Genomic DNA, 18,118 nt, shown 5'->3' with positions numbered 1-18,118 from the left:
TCCCGTCACCTTGCCAACAGGGCGCCCTGTCGGCGGTGGCGAGCCATCCGATACCCAGTCCCATCGCCAAAACATGTTTCTATTGCACAGCTAATGAAAATCAATATCATTAGCATCCTCCCAAATGGGAGAAAACAAAATAATTACAAATAAATCAACAAGTTCAGACCATCAGGTCGCTTCTTCAAGAGTCAACACGCAACATGCACACACCTCACCACCCGCGCACTCTGCTGAGTGTCGCCCTGCTGGCCCTGAGCGCCGGCGCACACGCCGAAGACGAGACCATGACAGTGGTCGGCAAACGCAGCCAACATGAAGAGGTTGCCACCGCGACCCGCACCAACACCCCGGCCAAACTGGTGCCGCAGGCCATCGACAGCGTCAAGGCGAGCGAGCTGACCGCCTTCGGCCAGCCCACCCTGAGCGAGGCGTTGACCGGCATCCCCGGCGTCAACGCCAGCGGTGATACCCGCTTCGACGGGGTCAACATCCGCGGCTTCAGCGCCAGCAACGACTTCTATCTGGACGGTTTTCGCGACGACATGCAGTACACCCGCGACCTTGGCAACACCGAGCGGGTCGAGGTGCTCAAGGGGCCGGCAGCGGTGCTCTACGGCCGTGGCAGCACCGGCGGCATCGTCAACCGGGTCAGCAAGAAGCCGCAGAAGGGGCTGGAGTCCAGCGTCAGCGCACAGGTCGGCAGCTTCGACAGCCACCGGCTGGCCGCCGACCTCAACGGCGAAGCGGGTGAGCAGGTGCAGGTGCGCCTCAACCTGGCTCAGGAAGACAAAGACAGCTTTCGCAACGGCGTGACCAGCAAACGCACCCTGCTGGCCCCCTCCGTCAACTGGGAGATCAACGACAAGCTGAACTGGCTCGTGCAGTACGAGCGCAACGAGCACGACCGCACCCCGGATCGCGGCATCCCCGGCGTCAACGGCCGGCCGACGTGCCGAAGGAGTATGTCTACAGCGACACCCGCCGCGACTTCATCGACGACGTGGCCCAGTCCACCCGCTCGCGCCTTACCTGGGACATCAACGATCAGTGGCAACTGCGCCAGCAGGTGGGCTACACCAGCCTCGACAGCCAGTTCGACAACACCTATGTCACCAGCGTGAAGGGGGATCAGGTGACCCGCGCCCGCTGGCAGCAGGATCTCAAGGCCAACAGCCTGATCAGCAACACCGAAGCCGAAGGCCAGCTGCAGACCGGCCCCGTCGAGCACCGTCTGCTGGTGGGCTTCGAGCAGAACTGGCAGGAGCGCACCCCCAAGCTCTACCAGAACGCCACCGCGATCCCGGCCCGGCAACCTCTATGATCCGGGCTCTCTGCCCACCTACGATGGCGCCATGAAGCTCTCCAGCGACGCCAACCACAAGGTGCGTGGCTACGGCCTCTATGTGCAGGATCAGCTCAGCCTGGGTGACTGGCATCTGCTGGCAGGTCTGCGCCGCGACGATTTCACCGTCACCAGCCGCCGCAACGACCTCAACAAGGAGGAGACCGTCTCGGTCACCAGCCTGAGCCCGCGCCTGGGCCTGGTGTGGAACCCGATCGAGGAGCACGCCTTCTACGCCTCCTACAGCAAGACCTTCACCCCGGTGGGCGGGGAGCTGATCGGCATCACCCCGGGCGACAAGAACAACAACCTGGATCCTCAGCACACCCGGCTGTACGAGGGCGGCGTGAAGAGCGACTGGCTGGATGGCCGCCTGGCGACCACCCTCTCCCTCTACCGGCTGGAGATGTACAACAAGCGCAGCAAGGATCCGCTGGATCCCACCAAGGTGATCCTCACCGGTCTGCAGCGCACCGAGGGCATCGAGCTGAGCGCCCGCGCCCAGCTGACCGACGAGATCTACCTGCGCGGCGGCATCGCCATCCAGGATGCCGAGCAGGTCAAGGCGGACGCCGATCTGCAAGGCAAGCGGCCGATGAACGTCTCTCGCCAGAACGGCGAGCTGTTCGCCGGCTATCAGAGCGGCAAACAGGGCTGGTTCGGTGAGACCGGGGTGACTGCGGTGGGCGATCGCTTCGCCGACAACGCCAACACCACCACCCTGCCTGGTTACGCCCGCTTCGACGCCCGTGCCGGCTACCGCTGGCAGCAGTGGGAAGCCCAGCTGAGCGTGGAGAACCTGACCGATCACGACTACTTCGTCAGCGCCACCAGCGCCTCCCAGATCATGCCGGGCACACCCCGTCAACTGCATCTGAGCGCCGCCTACCGCTTCTGATCCCCGCCTTTTCCCGATCCCTCTGGCCAGCGTTCGCTGGCCAGATTTTTATGAAGCACCGAGCGATGAGACGCAGAAAACTCCCCCTGCACAACAACAAGTGGGTGCGCCGCATCCACGCCTGGGCCGGCTTTGCCACCCTCACCCTGATGCTGCTCTACGGCCTCACCGGCCTCTGGCTGCAACACAGGGCCGTGCTGCCGCTGCCCGGCCCCCATACCGAGAAATCCAGCGAAGAGATAGTGCTGAGCGCACCGCTGAGCAGCCCGGATGAGCTGAAAAGCCTGCTGCAGCAACGCTATCCAGCAGGGTTCGAGGAGGGGCGCGTCCAGCTCACCCCGCCCCAGACCCTGCCCACCCCCGACGGCCCGCTCACCCTGCCGGCCCGCTGGGAGATGCGCGGCGTCACCCTCAGCCAGAGCGTGGCCGCCAGCTATGTGGCGGGCACCCTGCTGGTGCGCACCGAATTGCAGCAGGCCAACTTCGCCGCCAGCCTCAACCGGTTGCACCGCGGCATGGGCACCGGCCTGCCGTGGCAGCTGGTGGGGGATCTGGCGGCGCTGGCCATGCTGCTGCTGGCCCTCACCAGCCTGCTGATGTGGAACAAGCTGCACGGCCCGGCCGCGCGCGGTATCGCCCTGCTGCTGCTGGGCGCCCTGGTCACCGTGCTGGTGGCCCTGCTCTAGCGCATTTACCGACGGCAAAACGGGATCTGTCTCTCGGCGGCGGTAACCTTGCCCGCACCTCGGGTAACAAAGGGTAACCGGCCGCCGATGGGGGTCACAGTTGCCGGCCTGGCGGCTGGATGAGGATCGCCTGCGGCTGCTAGGGTGCGCCCTCAACCCAAGCGGCAAGAGGCAGCATGCGCATCTCCAGCATCGAATGCGGACGGGTGGTGGCCATCATGGCGGTGATGGCCATTCACCTCTCCCCCTTCAGCAACCCCTTCGATCCCACCCTGTGGGACGGCACCCTCTACTTCTGGCTCGGAGGCGTCATCAACCAGCTCTGCCGCTTCGCGGTGCCGCTGTTCTTCCTCTGCGCCGGCTACTTTCTGCAACCCGCCCTCGCCGCAGGCCACCCCCTGACGGTGGCGCTGCGCTACTGCCGTCCGCTGCTGGGGCTCTGGCTGGCGTGGAGCCTGCTCTACATGCTGATCCCCTTCAACCCGCTCGCGGCGGTGAGCGAGGGCTACCTGCCGGCCATGGCGAGCCAGTGGCAGATGCAGCTGGGGGATCCGCTCAACGCCTGGTGGGTGGGCGGCATGATCCACCTCTGGTTCCTGCCCGCCCTGATGCTGGCGGTGCTGATCCTGGCGCTCTGCCAGCAGGTCCGCCTGCCCCGGCTAGCCTTGCTGCTGGGCACCCTGCTCTACGGGCTGGCCCTGCTCGGCGGCTCCTATGGCCCGCCGCTGCTGGGGGGCGAGTGGGCCCTGCTGACCCGCAACGGCCCCTTCTTCTCGCTGCTGTTCGTGGCCCTTGGCGCCGAGCTGCGCCTGCGCGCCTGGCAGCCGGATGCCAGGCACTGCGCCCTGCTGATGATGGCGGGGATGGGGCTTTACGCCCTGGAGGCCGCAGGGCTGCTGCACTTTGCCGCCGTGCCCCTCAACCGCCACGACTTCCTGCTGGGTTCGATCCCTTGGGCGCTGGGGCTGTTCGGCCTGCTGCTGGCCAATCCGGGCTGGGGCAAGGGCAGCTGGCTCGAGCGCCAGGCCCCCAAGGTGCTGGGCCTCTACTGTCTGCACATGATGCTGGTGGTGTGGCTGATGATCTTCGGCCCGCAGGGCAAACAGGTGTGGTGGGAGCTGCTGAAGGTACCGGCGCTGCTGGCGCTCTCCCTGCTCGGCTACCGGCTGCTGACGCTGGGTGCAGCCAGTCGCTGGCTGCTGCGGGCCCGCTGAGGGGCACAGAGGATGGGAGGGAGGCCGATCCCTCCCCACTCAAGGCTGAATGGGGGGTTCAATTTTTATTCATCGCGGATAGATAAACTCCGGGACTCCTTAAACGCGACACCCAGGAGTCACGACCGTATGAAGTTGCTCACCAAGATGCTGTTCACCAAGCAATCCGGCCTTGTCCTCGTTCTGCTCGCCGCCAGCGGCTCCCTCAGCGCCGCCCAGATCGCCAACAACAACATCACCGAAGCCGAGATCAAGGCCGCGCAGGATGCCTGGGGCAAGGCCCTGATCCAGATCAGCGATGACTACCGCAGCGGCGGCATCGACAAGGCCAGAGCCACCGCCACCGCCGTGCTCGACGGCGCCTACGGCTACCACCATGGCCCCGTGCTGTTCAAGCCGACCCTGGCCGGCGGCGAACAGACCTTCCGCATCAATCAGGAAGGGGCGCTGGCCTACTTCGTCGGCAACAACAAGGCCTATCCCGCCGACACCGGCTTCGCCCTCAAGAACTGGCAGAGTTACAACTACGACAACGCCGCCGTCTACATCAACGGCGACATGGCCCTCACCATGGGCAAGGTGCACCTGACCGACCGAGACAACAAGCAGACCACGGTCGACAAGACCTGGGGCTTCAAGAAGGGGGACGACGGCAAGGTGCGTATCGTGCTGCACCACTCCTCCCTCCCCTACGCCGGCTAACAGCAACAGGCGACCTGCGGGTCGCCTGTTTTGTTATGGGAGTAGCAGTTTGGCCACTCGCCGGGTGACGACAGGGCCTGTGTTGCTACCATGCCCCTCTTTTGACGAATCCAGACGAGACACTCATGCAGATCCGCCCCTTCACCCCGGCCGACACCGAGGCCGTCCTCGCCATCTGGCTGGAAGCCTCCCTGCAGGCCCACCACTTCATCGAGCCCGCTTACTGGCACGCCAACCTGGCGCCGATGCGGGAGATCTATCTGCCCGCCGCCGACAGCCAGGTACTCTGCCTGGGTGACCAGTTGCTGGGCTTCTACTCCCTGCATGAGGGCTCCCTAGCCGCCCTCTTCGTGGCCCCCGCGCGGCAGGGGCAAGGGCTGGGCAAGGCCCTGCTCGAGCACGCCAAGGGGCAGTTGCCGACCCTGCGGCTGCAGGTCTATCAGCAGAACCGGACCGCGTGCGACTTCTATCGCGCGCAAGGATTTCAGGTGGCGACAGAGGGCGTGGATCCCCACACCGGCTGCGCCGAGTGGGTGATGGTCTGGCCGGTGCGGGATTAACCGGGCTCGCCGAGATGGGGCTCCTTGCGGGCTGCCCCCGCTTCGCTCTGCGCCAGCAGATCGCCGTGGCTCAGCGCAAAGTCGTGCATCTGCTGGAGCAGGGGGAGCAGGGCGATGCCGAGCGGGCTCAGGCTGTACTCCACCCGGGGCGGCACGTCGGGGTAGAGGGTGCGGATGACGACGCCGTCGCTCTCCAACTCCTTGAGCTGGGCGGTGAGCACCTTCTGGCTCACCTCGGGCAGGCTGCGGCGCAGGTCGCCAAAGCGCAGGGTCTGCGCGCGCAGATGAAACAGGATGGCCGGTTTCCATTTGCCGGCCAGCAGGCGCAGCACCCGATAGGCGGGACAGGGAAGTGAGGACAAGGGATGGCTCGCGAGTGGTTACTTTGCGGTAACTATGCCACGAAAATGTGCCTTCTTGCAGCCAAGATGTCGGCTTCCTATGATGCGGGCTTAGTCATTCAACACCCACGAGAGGTTCACCATGCCCAGCCTGCTGCAGATCCATTTCAACTTCCCCGCCGAGCTGATGGGGCCGGCCCTCACCGCCGCGGCCATGCCGCTGGCCGAGTCCATCACCAAGGAGCCGGGCTTCATATCCAAGATCTGGACCGAAAACCCGCGCACCGGCGAGGCGGGCGGCATCTATCTGTTCGAGGATGAGGCGAGCGCCCTCGCCTACGCCACCATGCACGAGCAGCGGGTGCTCGCCATGGGCGCCAGCGCGGTGCAGTTCAAGCTGTTCGACGTCAACGAGCCGCTCAGCCGCCTTACCCGCGGTCTGGTGTGATCCCCTCAAGCGACAAGCGGTAGCAGCTAGCCTGCTGCCAGACAAAGCCCAGCCGCCGAAACAGCCGCTGGCTGGGCAGATTGTCCGGCTCGATATCCGCCACTAGCGTGGCAAGGCCGAGCTGGCGGGCATAGGCGATCAGGGCCGTCAGCGCCTCTGCCATCCATCCCTCTCCCCAGTGGCTGCGAGCCAGCATGCAGCCCACCTCTGCCTGGCGCAGACCGGCCTCCACCGCAAAGCTGTGCAGGCCGCAGGTGCCGATCAGGCGCTCGCTGTCGCGCGCCACCAGTCCCCACTCCAGCGACTCGCCGGCAGCCAGCAACCGCGCGACGCTCGCCAGCATCTGCGCCACGGTGGCGAGGGAGTGAAACGGCGGCTCGCCGACGAAACGCATGACCAGAGGATCCCCGTAAATGGCGAACAGATCGGCACTGTCTCCGGCATCCAATGCCCGCAGCAGCAGCCGCGGGGTCGACAGCGAGGGCTGTGCATGAGGCAGGGGGAACACGGCGCTGCGGTGCACCAGGCTCAAAACCGCAAGGTCAGGCCGATATTGGCCTGCCACTGGGTCACCAGCTCACCGCGCACCTTGAACACGCACTGGTCCGGGTTGCAGAGAAACTGGCTGTTGTCGTTGACCAGCGAGCCATAACCACGCACCTCGGCCCGCAGCGCCAGATGCTCGGTCAGGCGCGGCTGCACCCCGAGCGCCAGCGACATGGAGGGGGCCACCTCGCTGTCGTAGGCGGCAAAGCGGGTCGCGCCGATCCCGGCGCCGATGTAGGGAGCCATCAGGTTGTCCGACAGGGTGAGCGCCCCGGCGAAGTGGAGGGTGTCCACCGTCAAGCGATCCGGCTGATCGGGGGAGAGGTGGGTGGACTGGTGGCTGTAGAGCAGCTCTATCATGCCGGGATCATCCACCTCCTTGCTGATGAACAGCCCCCAGCTGCCGGAGCGCTCCCCCTGCAAGGACTCCAGCCGGGTGGATACGGGCGTCGGTTTGGGCTCGTCATTGGCCTCGAAGTCGATGGCCGAGCTGTAGCCGAAGAACGGCGTCACCTGCCAGCCGAGGGCGGCCTGCTCCTCGGCGCTCCAGGCCTGGCCCAACGGCAACAACAGCCCCATCATCATGATCCCTGCTCGTTTCATCACGGCTCCTCCGTGCTCTGCATCAGTGCCCGTCAAGCATATCAGAGCCCCCTGGCCCCCATCCTAAACCCGGCCTGTATCAAGTGGTTTTCATCGGGGGGATCACACTTCGCCGCCCCTGCCGTCATTCATCCCCGATTAACCTCTGCCACGTATGCTGGCGCGCAATCGGCTCATGGTGAGCCGGTTCAACTCACCAGAAGGACATCAGGGAATGGTTGCCGCGCAACTCAACGACCCCCAGAACAAGCTCTCCGATACCCTGCGGGCCACCGCCTACGCCATCGAGGAGAGCCATATCAGCCTGCGCCAGATGCTGGCCCTGGTCGGCGAGCAGGGCATGCTGCTGTTTTGCGTGCTGCTCACCGTGCCCTTCCTGCTGCCGGTCTCCATCCCCGGCGTCAGCACCCCGTTTGGCCTGCTGATCCTGTTCATCGGCATCGGCATCACCCTCAACCGGGTGCCCTGGCTGCCCGCCATCCTGATGGAGCGCCGCTTCGCCGCCGACCAGTTCAAGCCGACCCTGCACAAGGGGGCGGATCTGCTGGCCCGCATCGATCGCTTCATCCGCCCGCGCCTGCTGCTGTTGACCGGCAGCAGTACCATCAACCGCTGCAACGGCCTGCTGATCATGCTGGCGGCCCTGCTGCTGATGCTGCCGCTCGGGGCCATCCCCTTCACCAACGCCATGCCGGCCTGGGCCATCCTGCTGCTGGCCATCGGCATGCTGCAGCGCGACGGCCTGTTCGTCGCCAGCGGCTACCTGCTGGTGAGCGCCACCCTGGTCTGGTTCAGCGCCCTGGCCATCGGCCTGTTGATGGCCGGCCAGAGCGTCTCCACCCTGCTCGGCTAACGGCAACACCAAGAAAAAGGGCGACCCATGGGTCGCCCTTTTTGACTTGTGCGGGATCCGCCGTCACAGCAGATCGTAGATAAGGGCCGAGATGGCCAACAGCCCGATCACCAGCACGAAGAGGGTACTCGCCCCGCGATAACGTTTGAGGGCCGGCAGACGATAGATGGAGCAGGCCGGCAGCAGGAACAGGATCACTGCGATGAGCGGCCCGCTCACCTTCTCGATGATCTCCAGCACGTTCGGGTTGAGGTAGGTGATGATCCCGGTCACCACGAACAGAATGACCGACGAGACCCGTGCGATGGTCGCTTCACGCAGCGACAGCCCCAACCCCCGACAGGCTCCGTTCACCATGCTCACCGTCCCCTCGCTCACCCCCATGGAGGTGCCGAGGAAGGATTTGGACATGGCCAGAATGGCGATGAGCGGCCCCACGTAGGCGATCAGTGGATTGGAGAACTTGTTCGCCAGTGCCGACAGCACGGAGATATTGTCGATGCGGGCCTGCGCCATCTCGGCCTGACTCAGGCTCATCACGCAGCTCACCACGAAGAACAGCACGCTGCCGCAAATCAGCAGGCTGCTGCACTTGATGATCCGTTTGGCGCGCTGGTCGGCGCTCGCCTGACAGCGCTTCTTCTGCGCCGCACTGAAGGAGGAGATGATGGGCGCGTGGCTGAACGAGAACACCATCACCGGCACGATCAGCCAGAGGGATTTCCAGAACGCCGGGTCACGCCAGTCCATCCCCTGACTCTCGCTGAAATAGGAGAGGCTCCACTGGGGCAGCAGGTAGATGGAGAGGCCGATGAGGAAGGCAACCATCGGCAGGGCCAGCACGCTGATGGCAGACACCACGATCTGCTTGCCTGCCAGCAGCACCAGATGCAGACCCAGCATCACCCCCAGCACCAGCAGGCCGCGCGGGAACTCGGCATTGCCCAGCTGGTGCACCACAAAGCTCTGGATCGCGTTGGTGATGGAGATGCTGTAGACCAGAATGATGGGGTAGAAGGCCATCAGGTAGACCAGCATCAGCAGTTTGCCCGCCCGCGCACCGAAGTGCTCCTCCACCACGTGGGTAATATCCCCTTCCCGGTGGGAGCTGGATAATACAAAACGACTCAATGCCCGATGGGAATAATAAGAAAGCGGAAATGCCATCAATAATATAAACAGCAAAATAACCGGCGAATTACTGCCAACGGTAATTGGGAGAAACAGTGTACCGGCACCGACCGCAGTGGCATATAAGCCCATAGTCCATACCGAATCACTTTTCTCCCATTTCAACTTTGATGCGGGATTACTCTTTTCAGCAATAGCAACACTCATTGCGATATACACCTTATTAATCTGTCATCTTTTATTTTATTGGCCCGTGTAATTAGGCTGGTGATATGCCGCGGCATATCGACCGGATCGTAGAAAAAACAAGCCCGCCTGCGATCAACATGATCACCAAGAGGAAACGGGGATGCCACGCTACCATCGTTGAAATCGCCATAAAGGTCAAGGTTAATAATTCATGACTGTTTGAATCGGATTGTTTCAAAAGGAAATAAGATGTGTCATTTCGGCCTCAAGATAATCAATTCAGCTCCGTCTGGTAACATAACGACAAAACCTCGATGAGTTGTTCAACAACTTGAATAAGGCCAGAGAGTGGCCCGTTAATATTAACAGCATCAGCCTATAAATATCAGTTAATTATGCAGCGAACTGTGCCCGCAGCGCCTGATATATCAATGCCGGGCTAGCCGCCATATATAAGAGGGTCGCCGGCCCCGGTTTTACCCCTGAGCGCCGGTTGCCACCGGGCAGTGGGCGACCCGGTTGCGCCCGGCCCGCTTGGCCCGATAGAGCCACTCGTCGGCGCGGGCCAGCGCCTGATTGATCTCCTCCCCCGGCTGTACCAGGGTGGTGCCCAGACTGACGGTAAAGGCCGCCGGATCTGCCGGCAGCGCCGCCACGCCGCCCGGATCCGCTCCGCCAGCGCCAGCAGATCCGGCTCGCTCATGCCGGGCAGCAGGATCAGGAACTCCTCGCCGCCGCTGCGCACGAACATATCGTCCGCCCGCAGCTGGGCAGCCACGCAAGCGCAGAAACGCTGCAACGCCCGGTCGCCCTGCTGATGGCCGAAACGATCATTGATCTGCTTGAAGTGATCGATGTCCAGCATCACCAGCGCGCAGGGAGCCTCCCCCGCCCGCCGCTGCCGGCAGTGCTCGAAGAAATAGCGGCGGTTGTAGAGCCCGGTCAGCTGGTCGGTCTCGCTCTGCAGCTTGAGCCGCTGCTGCAACTCGTACTGGCGGGTGATGTTGCGGGTCACCCAGGCCACCGCCCGCTTGCCGTCGTAGCGGGAGGGCAGCGGCGCAATCTTGCCCTCGAAGTGCTGCATCCCCTGCGGCCCGACCGAGGCGTCGATCCCCTCCACCTCCACCGCCGCCAGTTCGTACTCCACCACCTGCACCTGGCCCGAATCCAGCGCCAGGGTCACCTGCTCCATCACCCAGCGGGTCATGACGGCGGGCAACACATCGGCCAGCCGCTTGCCCGCCAGTGGGTTGCCATCTTGGTAGGACTGCTGCTCCACCCCGCCGATGTATTCGATGTAGTAGCCATCCTCGCTCAGGATGAAGACGGGGTCGGGCAGCTGGGCCATCACTTCATATAGTTGCTTGACCGAAAGAGTCATGCGGTTTCCTTGGATCCGGGGGACGAGAGGCGCACACCGGGCTGGCGCCTGCCCCAATTATCGTGCCGGGAATGGCGCCGAGCCAGCGAGGGATCCCGCCATTCATGGATGCGCATCAAGCAATGCGGGAAAATAGCGCTTGCCCCGCCCCTCTTAGCTCAAAAGAGCAGCGGCGCTCGGATATTCACCCTACCTCACAGACCGTCGCTGCGCCCGTTGTCTGCGACGCCCGCATCCATTAGGCTGACCTTCCTGAGTCTGCCACTGACCGCCGACTCACCGACCATCAGCCACCGGCCAGACAGGCGCCGGCCCCCGGAAAAGGATCGTCCAGATGAAGAGAGCCATAGTGAAAGCCCGCTTCGATGCCATCAGCATCGAGGGAGAACAGCTGACCGTGAAGATTGCCATCCGCGCCCCCGAGCCGGATCCCAAGTCCGCCGGCGGTGACTGGCGTTGCAAGGTGAAGCTGGACGGCCTTGGCAACAAGACCTTCATCTATGGCGTCGATGCCCTGCAGGCCCTCAGCCTCGCCCTCAAGTTCGTGGAGAGCGAGCTGCGCGCCTTCACCGATGCGGGCTGGCACTTCTACCTGCCCGGCAGCCCCGATCACCCGGTCGACATGGCCGCCTGCTACTTCCCGCAGCTGTGACGCAGGTTGCCCGCCCAGCAGGCTGATAACCATTGAGGTCGGGCAATCACTTGACCACATTGAGTCTGAACGGTTATGGATAGAGGCCCTTTACCCGGCTCTGGAGAGACCATGCACCTGACCCCACCTCAACCCCCTGCCGAGCAGGATGTCGACGCGCTGCGCATCGGCCTGTCGGGCTACAACATCAGCCAGGCCGGCACCCACCTGCGCGAGCACATCGCCAGTTTTATCAAGGATGCAGCGGGCAAGGTGCACGGCGGCATCACCGCCGACCTCAAGTGGGGTTGGCTGCACGTGGACTGGCTCTGGATTGATGAGCGCATCCGCCAGGATGGCTGGGGCGGCCGCCTGCTCGCCACCATGGAGCAGTACGCCCGAAGCAAGGGCATCAGCAACTTTCATCTGGAAACCACCAGCTTCCAGGCACTGCCCTTCTACCAGAAGCAGGGTTATCAGGTCTTTGGCGAACTGCCGGACATGCCGCCCGGGCATACCACCTATTTTCTGAAAAAGCAGGTATGAGACCGCTGTCGCCACTCACCACCAAGGGCAAGGCCAAACCCACGCTCCTCAGCCCGGCCTTGGGTGGACTGTGTCTGTTGCTGACCACAAGCCAGAACGCCATGGCCTTGTCGTTGCACGATCTGGATCCGGCGTTTGCGCGTTGTGAGGCAAGCAAGGCCCGCCACAAACCCGCGTTGCCTCCCAAAGAGGATCGCTTCTGGTCGCTGGAAAGAGAGCAGCAGGTGACGGTGCTTGTCTACCTGCATGAGAAGAGCATGGAACGCTGCACCGCCGCAGAGGTAGAGGCACTGGCGATAAAGGCGTTTCATCAGGCCGTCGCCGGAGACCGCGCCTTGCTCGATGCCCTTATCAAGGCAAGATCCACGACGCTCACGTCGGCTCAGCAGGCACAGTTACAGCAAGTTGGACAGACAGAGCTGGACAGGCTGGCCAAGCTGACGGGCTTTGCACACCCTTTCTCGCTGCTCGATTATCTCAACCTGCTGGCCCCGCCCAAAGCGTGAAGGGCTGACAAACCTGTCAGCCCTTCGGCATCCTCAGTGGCTGGCGGAGCGACTGCCGCTCCAGAGCAGCTCGCCGCTGCGCAGCTCCATCAGGGTCATCGACAGCCGATAGCGACTGCCCTCGGCCACCAGATCCCCGTACAGCATGTAGCCGGCGCCGGTCTGGCGACCGAGCCGCACCAGAGAGGCCGGGTTCATCCTGCCCTGCTGATACTCAAGCTGGCCGGTGATGGCCGCCACCTGACCCGGGTCGACAAAGCGAAAACCGCTCTTGCTCTGGATGCGCTTACTCATGGCCGCCGCCATGGCGCGGGTGTCCACCGGCTCGCCGGTGCCGTTCTGGGGCGGAGTGAGCAGCAGCACCGGCTGACCGGTTTGCGCCAGCTCGCGCACCTCGGGGGCCTGCACAAAGGCATCGGCCATGGCCAGCGCCAGCCCGGTCGGTGCCACCGGTTTGGGCAGCGGCGCCCCGACATCCGGCTTGGTCACCGGCTTGTCCGGCTGGCTCACTGGCTGGTCCGGTTCACTGACAGGAGCCTGAGTGCCACCGTAGGGATTGACCGCACAACCGCCCAGCAGCAGGGCCCCCACCATCAACAAGGAACGCAGCTTCATCTTTTCTCTCCGCCAGAAGTCCGTAAACGGGCATCAACCACCGCCCGCATGGCGGAGCCCCTGCCCCGCATCTTCCTTATGCTAGAGACAAACCCCGGCGGGGTCGATGCGCCCACCACCACCGGGCGACAGAGACTGGCGAACCTGGGCCCATAAAAAGCTGGCACGGCTCCACCCGATTCCGTTAGGGTTCTACCGGTAAAGCATTAACAGTAACGCAGCCGAAAGACCGACTGCGCAATCCGACGGACATCATCCCCCTAATGCAGGAAGCACTATGCAACTCACCCCACCCCAACCGCCTCAGGACGATGAGATAGAAGCGCTGCGAATTGGTCTCTCGGGCTACAACAAGGATCACGCCGGCACCCATCTGCACGAGCGGATCGCCAGCTTTATCAAGGATGAAGAGGGCAAGGTACACGGCGGCATCATCGCCGACATCAAGTGGGGCTGGCTGCACGTCGACTGGCTCTGGATCGATGAAAGCATCCGCCGCGATGGCTGGGGCGGCCGCCTGCTGGGCGCCATGGAGCAGTACGCCCAAAGCAAGGGCATCACCAACTACCACTTGGAAACCACCAGTTTTCAGGCCCTCCCCTTCTACCAGAAGCAGGGTTACGAGGTCTTTGGCCAGCTGCCCGATATGCCGCCGGGGCATATCAGTTACTTTCTGAAAAAACAGAGCGGATACAAAGATAACCTTCCCCTCCAATCAGAAACTAGGCGACAGAAATAAGCTTATCAGACCATATCCACAGGGACTTGCACCTGTAAGCAAAACAACATAACCGCGTTATATTTTCAAACCCCACATAGACGCTTAGCAGAACTAAGATGCATATTTAACACGGGGATAGTCAACCTATGTTTGATAGTCACAACTTAATAACACCGCAATATCCCCCTTCGTTAAATCATAATTAAAACAATATATCTCTCTCGTATGTTATTGACAGCTTCAATCTATTCTTGAAACAGGATAGACTAGGATAATTTTGAGGTGGGGATAAGCCCCCTATATTATCCGCTTCTTATTTTTACATGGAGATATTTATATGAAGTCTAATGATCTATACGGTTTCGCTTCTGACAGACCAATAACAAAGATAGAAGATGACCTGCTAGATCGTTCAAAATTCTCTTCCAGCTTAGCTAATGCGATCGCGAGCTGGCATGGAAATGACAGTCTAGTTGTAGCTCTGCATGGAGACTGGGGCTCAGGTAAATCATCGATTAAAAATATGGCATTAAGCCAGCTAGAGAGAATTAGTAAAGATAAACCAAGCATCATTGAATTTTCACCATGGGAATGGGCAGCCCAAGAAAAAATAACTGCTTCATTCTTTCAGGAAATATCCAAGTCCATAAATAGAAAAGATAAGAGCCAACTAGGAAAAAAGCTATCAGAAACTCTCAGTAAATATGGTCGATATTTAGATACTGGCGAGACTTTAGTTTCTGGTATTTCTGCAGCTCTCCCTACATTATTTATACTTTCAACAGCTATTGGCATTGGTGGCAACTTATTAGACAAGAATGGAGCTAGCGATATAAGCACGATTATGCTCTGTATTTTAGGCGCTTGGGCCGCAGTATTGAAATGGGGAAAAGAGTTTATTTATAAATTAACTGGCAATACAGAGGAAAGTGCTAAAAATAAAGAGCAAAGTCTATTTGAAATAAGAGAGGAACTAACATCTCTGCTACTTGAAAAGAAAACGCCACTTATTATTGTGATGGACGACTTAGATAGACTTACCTCCTCACAACTAAGAATGGTTTTTCAACTTATAAAAGCAAATTTGGAGTTTCCGAATGTAGTCTTTCTTTTACTCTTTCAGAGAGACATTGTGGAAAACAAAATAAGCGAAGATAAACAAATAGGTCGTGACTACCTAGAGAAGATCATACAGGTACCGTTTGACATACCAAAAATAGAATCAACAACACTTCATGACTTATTATTTTCCAAGTTAGATGAAATAATAAGCAAAGATGATTCAGCAACAAAAATGTTTGATAAATACAGGTGGGGAAATATATTTTACGGCTCAATCAATAAATACTTTGAAAATTTGAGAGCAATTTATAGATACACATCAACCCTATCTTTCCATTTTACCTTGCTCAAAGGTAAAAAGGCTTTTGAGGTTAATCCTGTAGACCTTATGGCTATTGAATGCTTGAGAGTATTTGAACCTGAAATTTATAATGAAATATCTAGAGCTAAGGATGTATTGACAAAAAACGCTGCTGGACAATATGAGAAAAAAGATAATCCCACAGATGCTTTCATAAAACAAATCTTAGGCCTAACAACACCAGATAAGCGTAGTTATATAGAAAAACTTATAGTTGAACTGTTCCCAAACATTCAATGGGCCGTAGGGAAATCATATTATTCTAGTGATTACAATAATATATGGTTAAAAGATATGCGTGTGTGTCATCCATCTAATTTTGATAAATATTTTCAGTTTACCCTTCCTAGTAAGGAGCTTTCAAATTCAGAGTTGCAAGAAATGATTGAACTAACGAACGATGCTGATAAATTTTCTGCATTTATATTAAGTCTACAAGACCGTGGAATTTTAAAAAATGCACTTGCTCAATTTGAAGCTTTTACAGATGAAATACCTTTAGGGAATGCACGCACCTACATTAAAGGCATTTTAGATGTTGGTGATTTAATAGACCACAAAACAACTGGATTTACATTATTTAGTTCTAATATTCATGCAGCAAGGCTTGTCATTTGGTTTCTAAAACGAATAAACACTTTGGAAGAAAGAGGAAAAATTCTACTTGGGTGCTTTTCGTCATCTAATGGTATGTCTATTGTTGAGCATGTCTTACAAGATGATGAAAACCGTAGAGAAAGATCTGATGTTGACCAACTTCTAGCTGACTCTGAGTTTCAACAATTAAAGGATTTGTTTGTACAAAAACTAGATGACTTATCAATACAGCATCCCGAACAATTACTTGCCAATGAACACTTACATTCATTTTTATATAGATGGGTACGTTGGGGAAATGAGAGAAAGATCAAGAGCTGGCTAAATAATCAGATTCAGGATGTCAACGGCTGTATAAATTTATTGAAGAGATTCGTAGCTAAGACAACAATAGCTAATCAAAACACTGCACCAATACATAAGAAGACAATAAATCTAGATGAGATTGAAAAGTTTGTAGAGATCACCGCCATTCAAGAAAAATTACAATCTATTAATGAAACCATCCTTGACATTGAGGCGCGAGAAGTCCTTATAGCTTTCAAAAAAGCAATTGAAAACAGGGATAAAATACTTGCAACCAATTGACAGCATTGGAAAATAATACTCCACTTGGTTGTCCAACATAGTATGCCGGGCTCCGCTTACGAAGCCCGTCGTCTGCCATATATGAAGAATTTCAATACTCCAAATCGGCCATTGCTAATGGTCGCAATGGCCCATTCAATAAGCTGACCCGCACTCACGATTTTTGCATTGGCGAAACGATATCAAGAATCATCGTCGCACCAACGAAACAATCTTGTTGGAGCAAACAAAGCAAAGCGGCAAGCAGTGGCGGGGATCTGCCCCTCCGATCTGCTTGCCGCTATCTGTTAACACTGGTGTAAACGTCGTTAACGACCCAAAAACGGTTCCCAATCTTTAAACACTGGCTGCAACCCTGCCTGCCGCACGGCGGCGGCCACTTCGCCCACCGGGCGATCGTCATGGATGGCAAACTGCGCCAGCTCCTCCGCATCCCCCTCGGCATAGCCCCCCGGCTGGGTGCGCGACTCGGCCGACATCTGGGTGATGCCAAGGCGCACCGCGCCGTTGCGAAAGGTGGCGGACTCGCGGGTGGAGAGGGACAAATCCAGCGTGGGCGAGAAGAGACGCCAGGCGCAGATAAGCTGGGCCAGCTGGCGATCCGACATGATGACGGCAGGCTCCAGCCCACCGGTGCAGGGGCGCAGGCGCGGGAAGGAGAGGGAATAGCGGCTCTGCCAGTGGTGGCGTTCAAGCCAGGCGAGGTGCTCGGCGACGAAGTAGCTGTCGGCACGCCAGTCCGCAGAGAGACCGATGAGCGCCCCCAGCCCGATCTTGTCGATACCGGCACGGCCGAGCCGATCCGGCGTGGCGAGGCGCCATGCGATGTCCCGCTTGTTGCCGCGCAGGTGATGGCGGGCGTAGGTGGGGGCGTGGTAGGTCTCCTGATAGACCATGACCGAATCGAGGCCGAGGCTCTTCAGTTCGGCATATTCATCCTGCGAGAGGGGCTGCACCTCCATCCCCACCGTGCTGAAGTGACGGCGGATGATGGGCAACACCTGCCGAAAATAGGCGAGCCCCACCTTGTGCTCGTGCTCGCCGGTCACCAGCAGCACGCTGTCAAAGCCGCGCGCCTTGATGGCCAGACACTCGCGCTCTATCTCCTCGCTATTCAAGGTCTTGCGCTTCAAGCGGTTGCTCATGGAGAAGCCGCAGTAGGTGCAGTCGTTGGCACAGAGGTTCGACAGATAGAGGGGCACATAGAAGCCGATGGTGTTGCCAAAGCGCTGGCGGGTCAGGCGCTCGGCCTCGGCTGCCATCTGCGGCAAATACGCCTCGGCGGGCCGGGGAGATCAGCGCCATAAAGTCGGCCAGGGTGCGGCGGGAGGTAGTCAGCGCCCGCTCTACATCGGCGGTGGTCGTGGCGCGGATCTGCATGCCGATATCGTCCCAATCAAGCTCCTGCCAACGATTGGCAAAATCCAACCCCCTCCCGGCCTCCCCCTTGGGAGGGGGAGGAGCGCAGAACTCGCCTCCTTCAAGCACCGAATCAGCCTCTGCCCTCACCCCCAGCCCCTCTCCCAGAGGGAGAGGGGGGCTAAACACATCAGCCTCGGGAGAAACCGAGGAAGAGGCCATTGCCATTGGCTCT

16 protein-coding genes and 3 pseudogenes are annotated in these 18,118 nt (G+C 59.3%); 12 read left to right on the top strand and 7 right to left on the bottom strand.

Going from position 1 to position 18,118, the window contains the following annotated elements; genetic code table 11:
- Positions 1-203: 203 nt before the first annotated feature.
- The 5 genes and pseudogenes from ACPDZI_RS01645 (at position 204) to ACPDZI_RS01625 (ending at position 5,405) form a co-directional block, all read left to right on the top strand.
- A pseudogene (locus ACPDZI_RS01645) lies at positions 204-2,243 on the top strand (TonB-dependent receptor).
- Positions 2,243-2,929, top strand: a complete 687-nt coding sequence (locus ACPDZI_RS01640; protein WP_323744441.1) for a PepSY-associated TM helix domain-containing protein — start codon at positions 2,243-2,245, stop codon at positions 2,927-2,929. Before ACPDZI_RS01645 ends, ACPDZI_RS01640 begins: the two are co-directional and overlap by 1 nt.
- A 176-nt stretch (positions 2,930-3,105) precedes the next feature.
- Positions 3,106-4,143: an acyltransferase gene (locus ACPDZI_RS01635; RefSeq protein WP_438833896.1), complete on the top strand. Its 1,038-nt coding sequence runs from the start codon at positions 3,106-3,108 to the stop codon at positions 4,141-4,143.
- Positions 4,144-4,272: 129 nt separating this feature from the next.
- Positions 4,273-4,845, top strand: coding sequence for a hypothetical protein (locus tag ACPDZI_RS01630; protein WP_045790791.1), 573 nt, complete (start codon positions 4,273-4,275; stop codon positions 4,843-4,845).
- Between the two features lie 125 nt (positions 4,846-4,970).
- Entirely contained in the window at positions 4,971-5,405 is a 435-nt protein-coding gene (locus ACPDZI_RS01625; RefSeq protein WP_438833895.1) for an N-acetyltransferase, read from the top strand.
- Here the strand turns inward: ACPDZI_RS01625 and ACPDZI_RS01620 are convergent.
- Entirely contained in the window at positions 5,402-5,767 is a 366-nt protein-coding gene (locus ACPDZI_RS01620; protein ID WP_268014241.1) for a winged helix-turn-helix transcriptional regulator, read from the bottom strand. The two genes, ACPDZI_RS01625 and ACPDZI_RS01620, sit on opposite strands and share 4 nt — an antisense overlap.
- Positions 5,768-5,888: 121 nt before the next feature.
- Between ACPDZI_RS01620 and ACPDZI_RS01615 the strand changes: the two genes are divergently transcribed.
- Positions 5,889-6,194 carry a monooxygenase gene (locus tag ACPDZI_RS01615; RefSeq protein ID WP_085734317.1) on the top strand — a complete coding sequence of 102 codons (306 nt, stop codon included), beginning with the start codon at positions 5,889-5,891 and terminating at the stop codon, positions 6,192-6,194.
- On the opposite strand, the gene ACPDZI_RS01610 is transcribed toward ACPDZI_RS01615, so the two are convergent.
- Both ACPDZI_RS01610 and ACPDZI_RS01605 read right to left on the bottom strand, forming a co-directional pair.
- Positions 6,175-6,717 carry a GNAT family N-acetyltransferase gene (locus ACPDZI_RS01610; protein WP_438834544.1) on the bottom strand — a complete coding sequence of 181 codons (543 nt, stop codon included), beginning with the start codon at positions 6,715-6,717 and terminating at the stop codon, positions 6,175-6,177. The two genes, ACPDZI_RS01615 and ACPDZI_RS01610, sit on opposite strands and share 20 nt — an antisense overlap.
- A 5-nt stretch (positions 6,718-6,722) precedes the next feature.
- On the bottom strand, positions 6,723-7,343 hold the full coding sequence (locus ACPDZI_RS01605; protein WP_043160877.1) for an outer membrane beta-barrel protein: 621 nt from the start codon (positions 7,341-7,343) through the stop codon (positions 6,723-6,725).
- A gap of 214 nt (positions 7,344-7,557) precedes the next feature.
- Here ACPDZI_RS01605 and ACPDZI_RS01600 point away from each other — a divergent pair, with 214 nt between their 5' ends.
- Complete coding sequence (locus ACPDZI_RS01600) at positions 7,558-8,196, top strand: exopolysaccharide biosynthesis protein (protein ID WP_438833894.1); 639 nt, start codon at positions 7,558-7,560, stop codon at positions 8,194-8,196.
- 63 nt (positions 8,197-8,259) lie between these two features.
- Here the strand turns inward: ACPDZI_RS01600 and ACPDZI_RS01595 are convergent, their stop codons facing one another.
- Together ACPDZI_RS01595 and ACPDZI_RS01590 are read right to left on the bottom strand one after the other, a co-directional pair.
- On the bottom strand, positions 8,260-9,534 hold the full coding sequence (locus ACPDZI_RS01595; RefSeq protein WP_326492384.1) for an amino acid permease: 1,275 nt from the start codon (positions 9,532-9,534) through the stop codon (positions 8,260-8,262).
- 441 nt (positions 9,535-9,975) lie between these two features.
- A pseudogene (locus tag ACPDZI_RS01590) lies at positions 9,976-10,897 on the bottom strand (GGDEF domain-containing protein); the annotation flags it as partial.
- A 334-nt stretch (positions 10,898-11,231) separates the two neighbouring features.
- Between ACPDZI_RS01590 and ACPDZI_RS01585 the strand changes: the two are divergent.
- The 3 genes from ACPDZI_RS01585 (at position 11,232) to ACPDZI_RS01575 (ending at position 12,580) form a co-directional block, all read left to right on the top strand.
- Entirely contained in the window at positions 11,232-11,549 is a 318-nt protein-coding gene (locus ACPDZI_RS01585) for a DUF6968 family protein (RefSeq protein ID WP_158198148.1), read from the top strand.
- 111 nt (positions 11,550-11,660) lie between these two features.
- Positions 11,661-12,074 carry a GNAT family N-acetyltransferase gene (locus ACPDZI_RS01580; RefSeq protein ID WP_438833893.1) on the top strand — a complete coding sequence of 138 codons (414 nt, stop codon included), beginning with the start codon at positions 11,661-11,663 and terminating at the stop codon, positions 12,072-12,074.
- A complete protein-coding gene (locus tag ACPDZI_RS01575; protein WP_339329759.1) occupies positions 12,071-12,580 on the top strand; it encodes a hypothetical protein in 510 nt (169 codons plus the stop codon). The genes ACPDZI_RS01580 and ACPDZI_RS01575 overlap by 4 nt, the downstream gene beginning before the upstream one ends.
- A gap of 33 nt (positions 12,581-12,613) precedes the next feature.
- On the opposite strand, the gene ACPDZI_RS01570 is transcribed toward ACPDZI_RS01575, so the two are convergent.
- On the bottom strand, positions 12,614-13,195 hold the full coding sequence (locus tag ACPDZI_RS01570; protein ID WP_438833892.1) for a penicillin-binding protein activator LpoB: 582 nt from the start codon (positions 13,193-13,195) through the stop codon (positions 12,614-12,616).
- 277 nt (positions 13,196-13,472) lie between these two features.
- On the opposite strand from ACPDZI_RS01570, the gene ACPDZI_RS01565 reads away from it, so the two are divergent.
- Both ACPDZI_RS01565 and ACPDZI_RS01560 read left to right on the top strand, forming a co-directional pair.
- The gene (locus ACPDZI_RS01565; RefSeq protein ID WP_438833891.1) at positions 13,473-13,934 is read left to right on the top strand and encodes a GNAT family N-acetyltransferase; all 462 of its coding nucleotides are present in this window, start codon (positions 13,473-13,475) and stop codon (positions 13,932-13,934) included.
- A gap of 319 nt (positions 13,935-14,253) precedes the next feature.
- Positions 14,254-16,524, top strand: coding sequence for a KAP family P-loop NTPase fold protein (locus ACPDZI_RS01560; protein ID WP_438833890.1), 2,271 nt, complete (start codon positions 14,254-14,256; stop codon positions 16,522-16,524).
- 308 nt (positions 16,525-16,832) lie between these two features.
- Here the strand turns inward: ACPDZI_RS01560 and thiH are convergent.
- A pseudogene (thiH, locus tag ACPDZI_RS01555) lies at positions 16,833-18,105 on the bottom strand (2-iminoacetate synthase ThiH).
- Positions 18,106-18,118: the final 13 nt, after the last annotated feature.

The organism is Aeromonas oralensis, assembly GCF_049665575.1.
GTDB classification, from domain to species: Bacteria; Pseudomonadota; Gammaproteobacteria; order Enterobacterales; family Aeromonadaceae; genus Aeromonas; species Aeromonas hydrophila.
The sequence above is the reverse complement of the archived record's forward strand: the minus strand, read 5'-3'. Positions and strand labels throughout refer to the sequence as shown.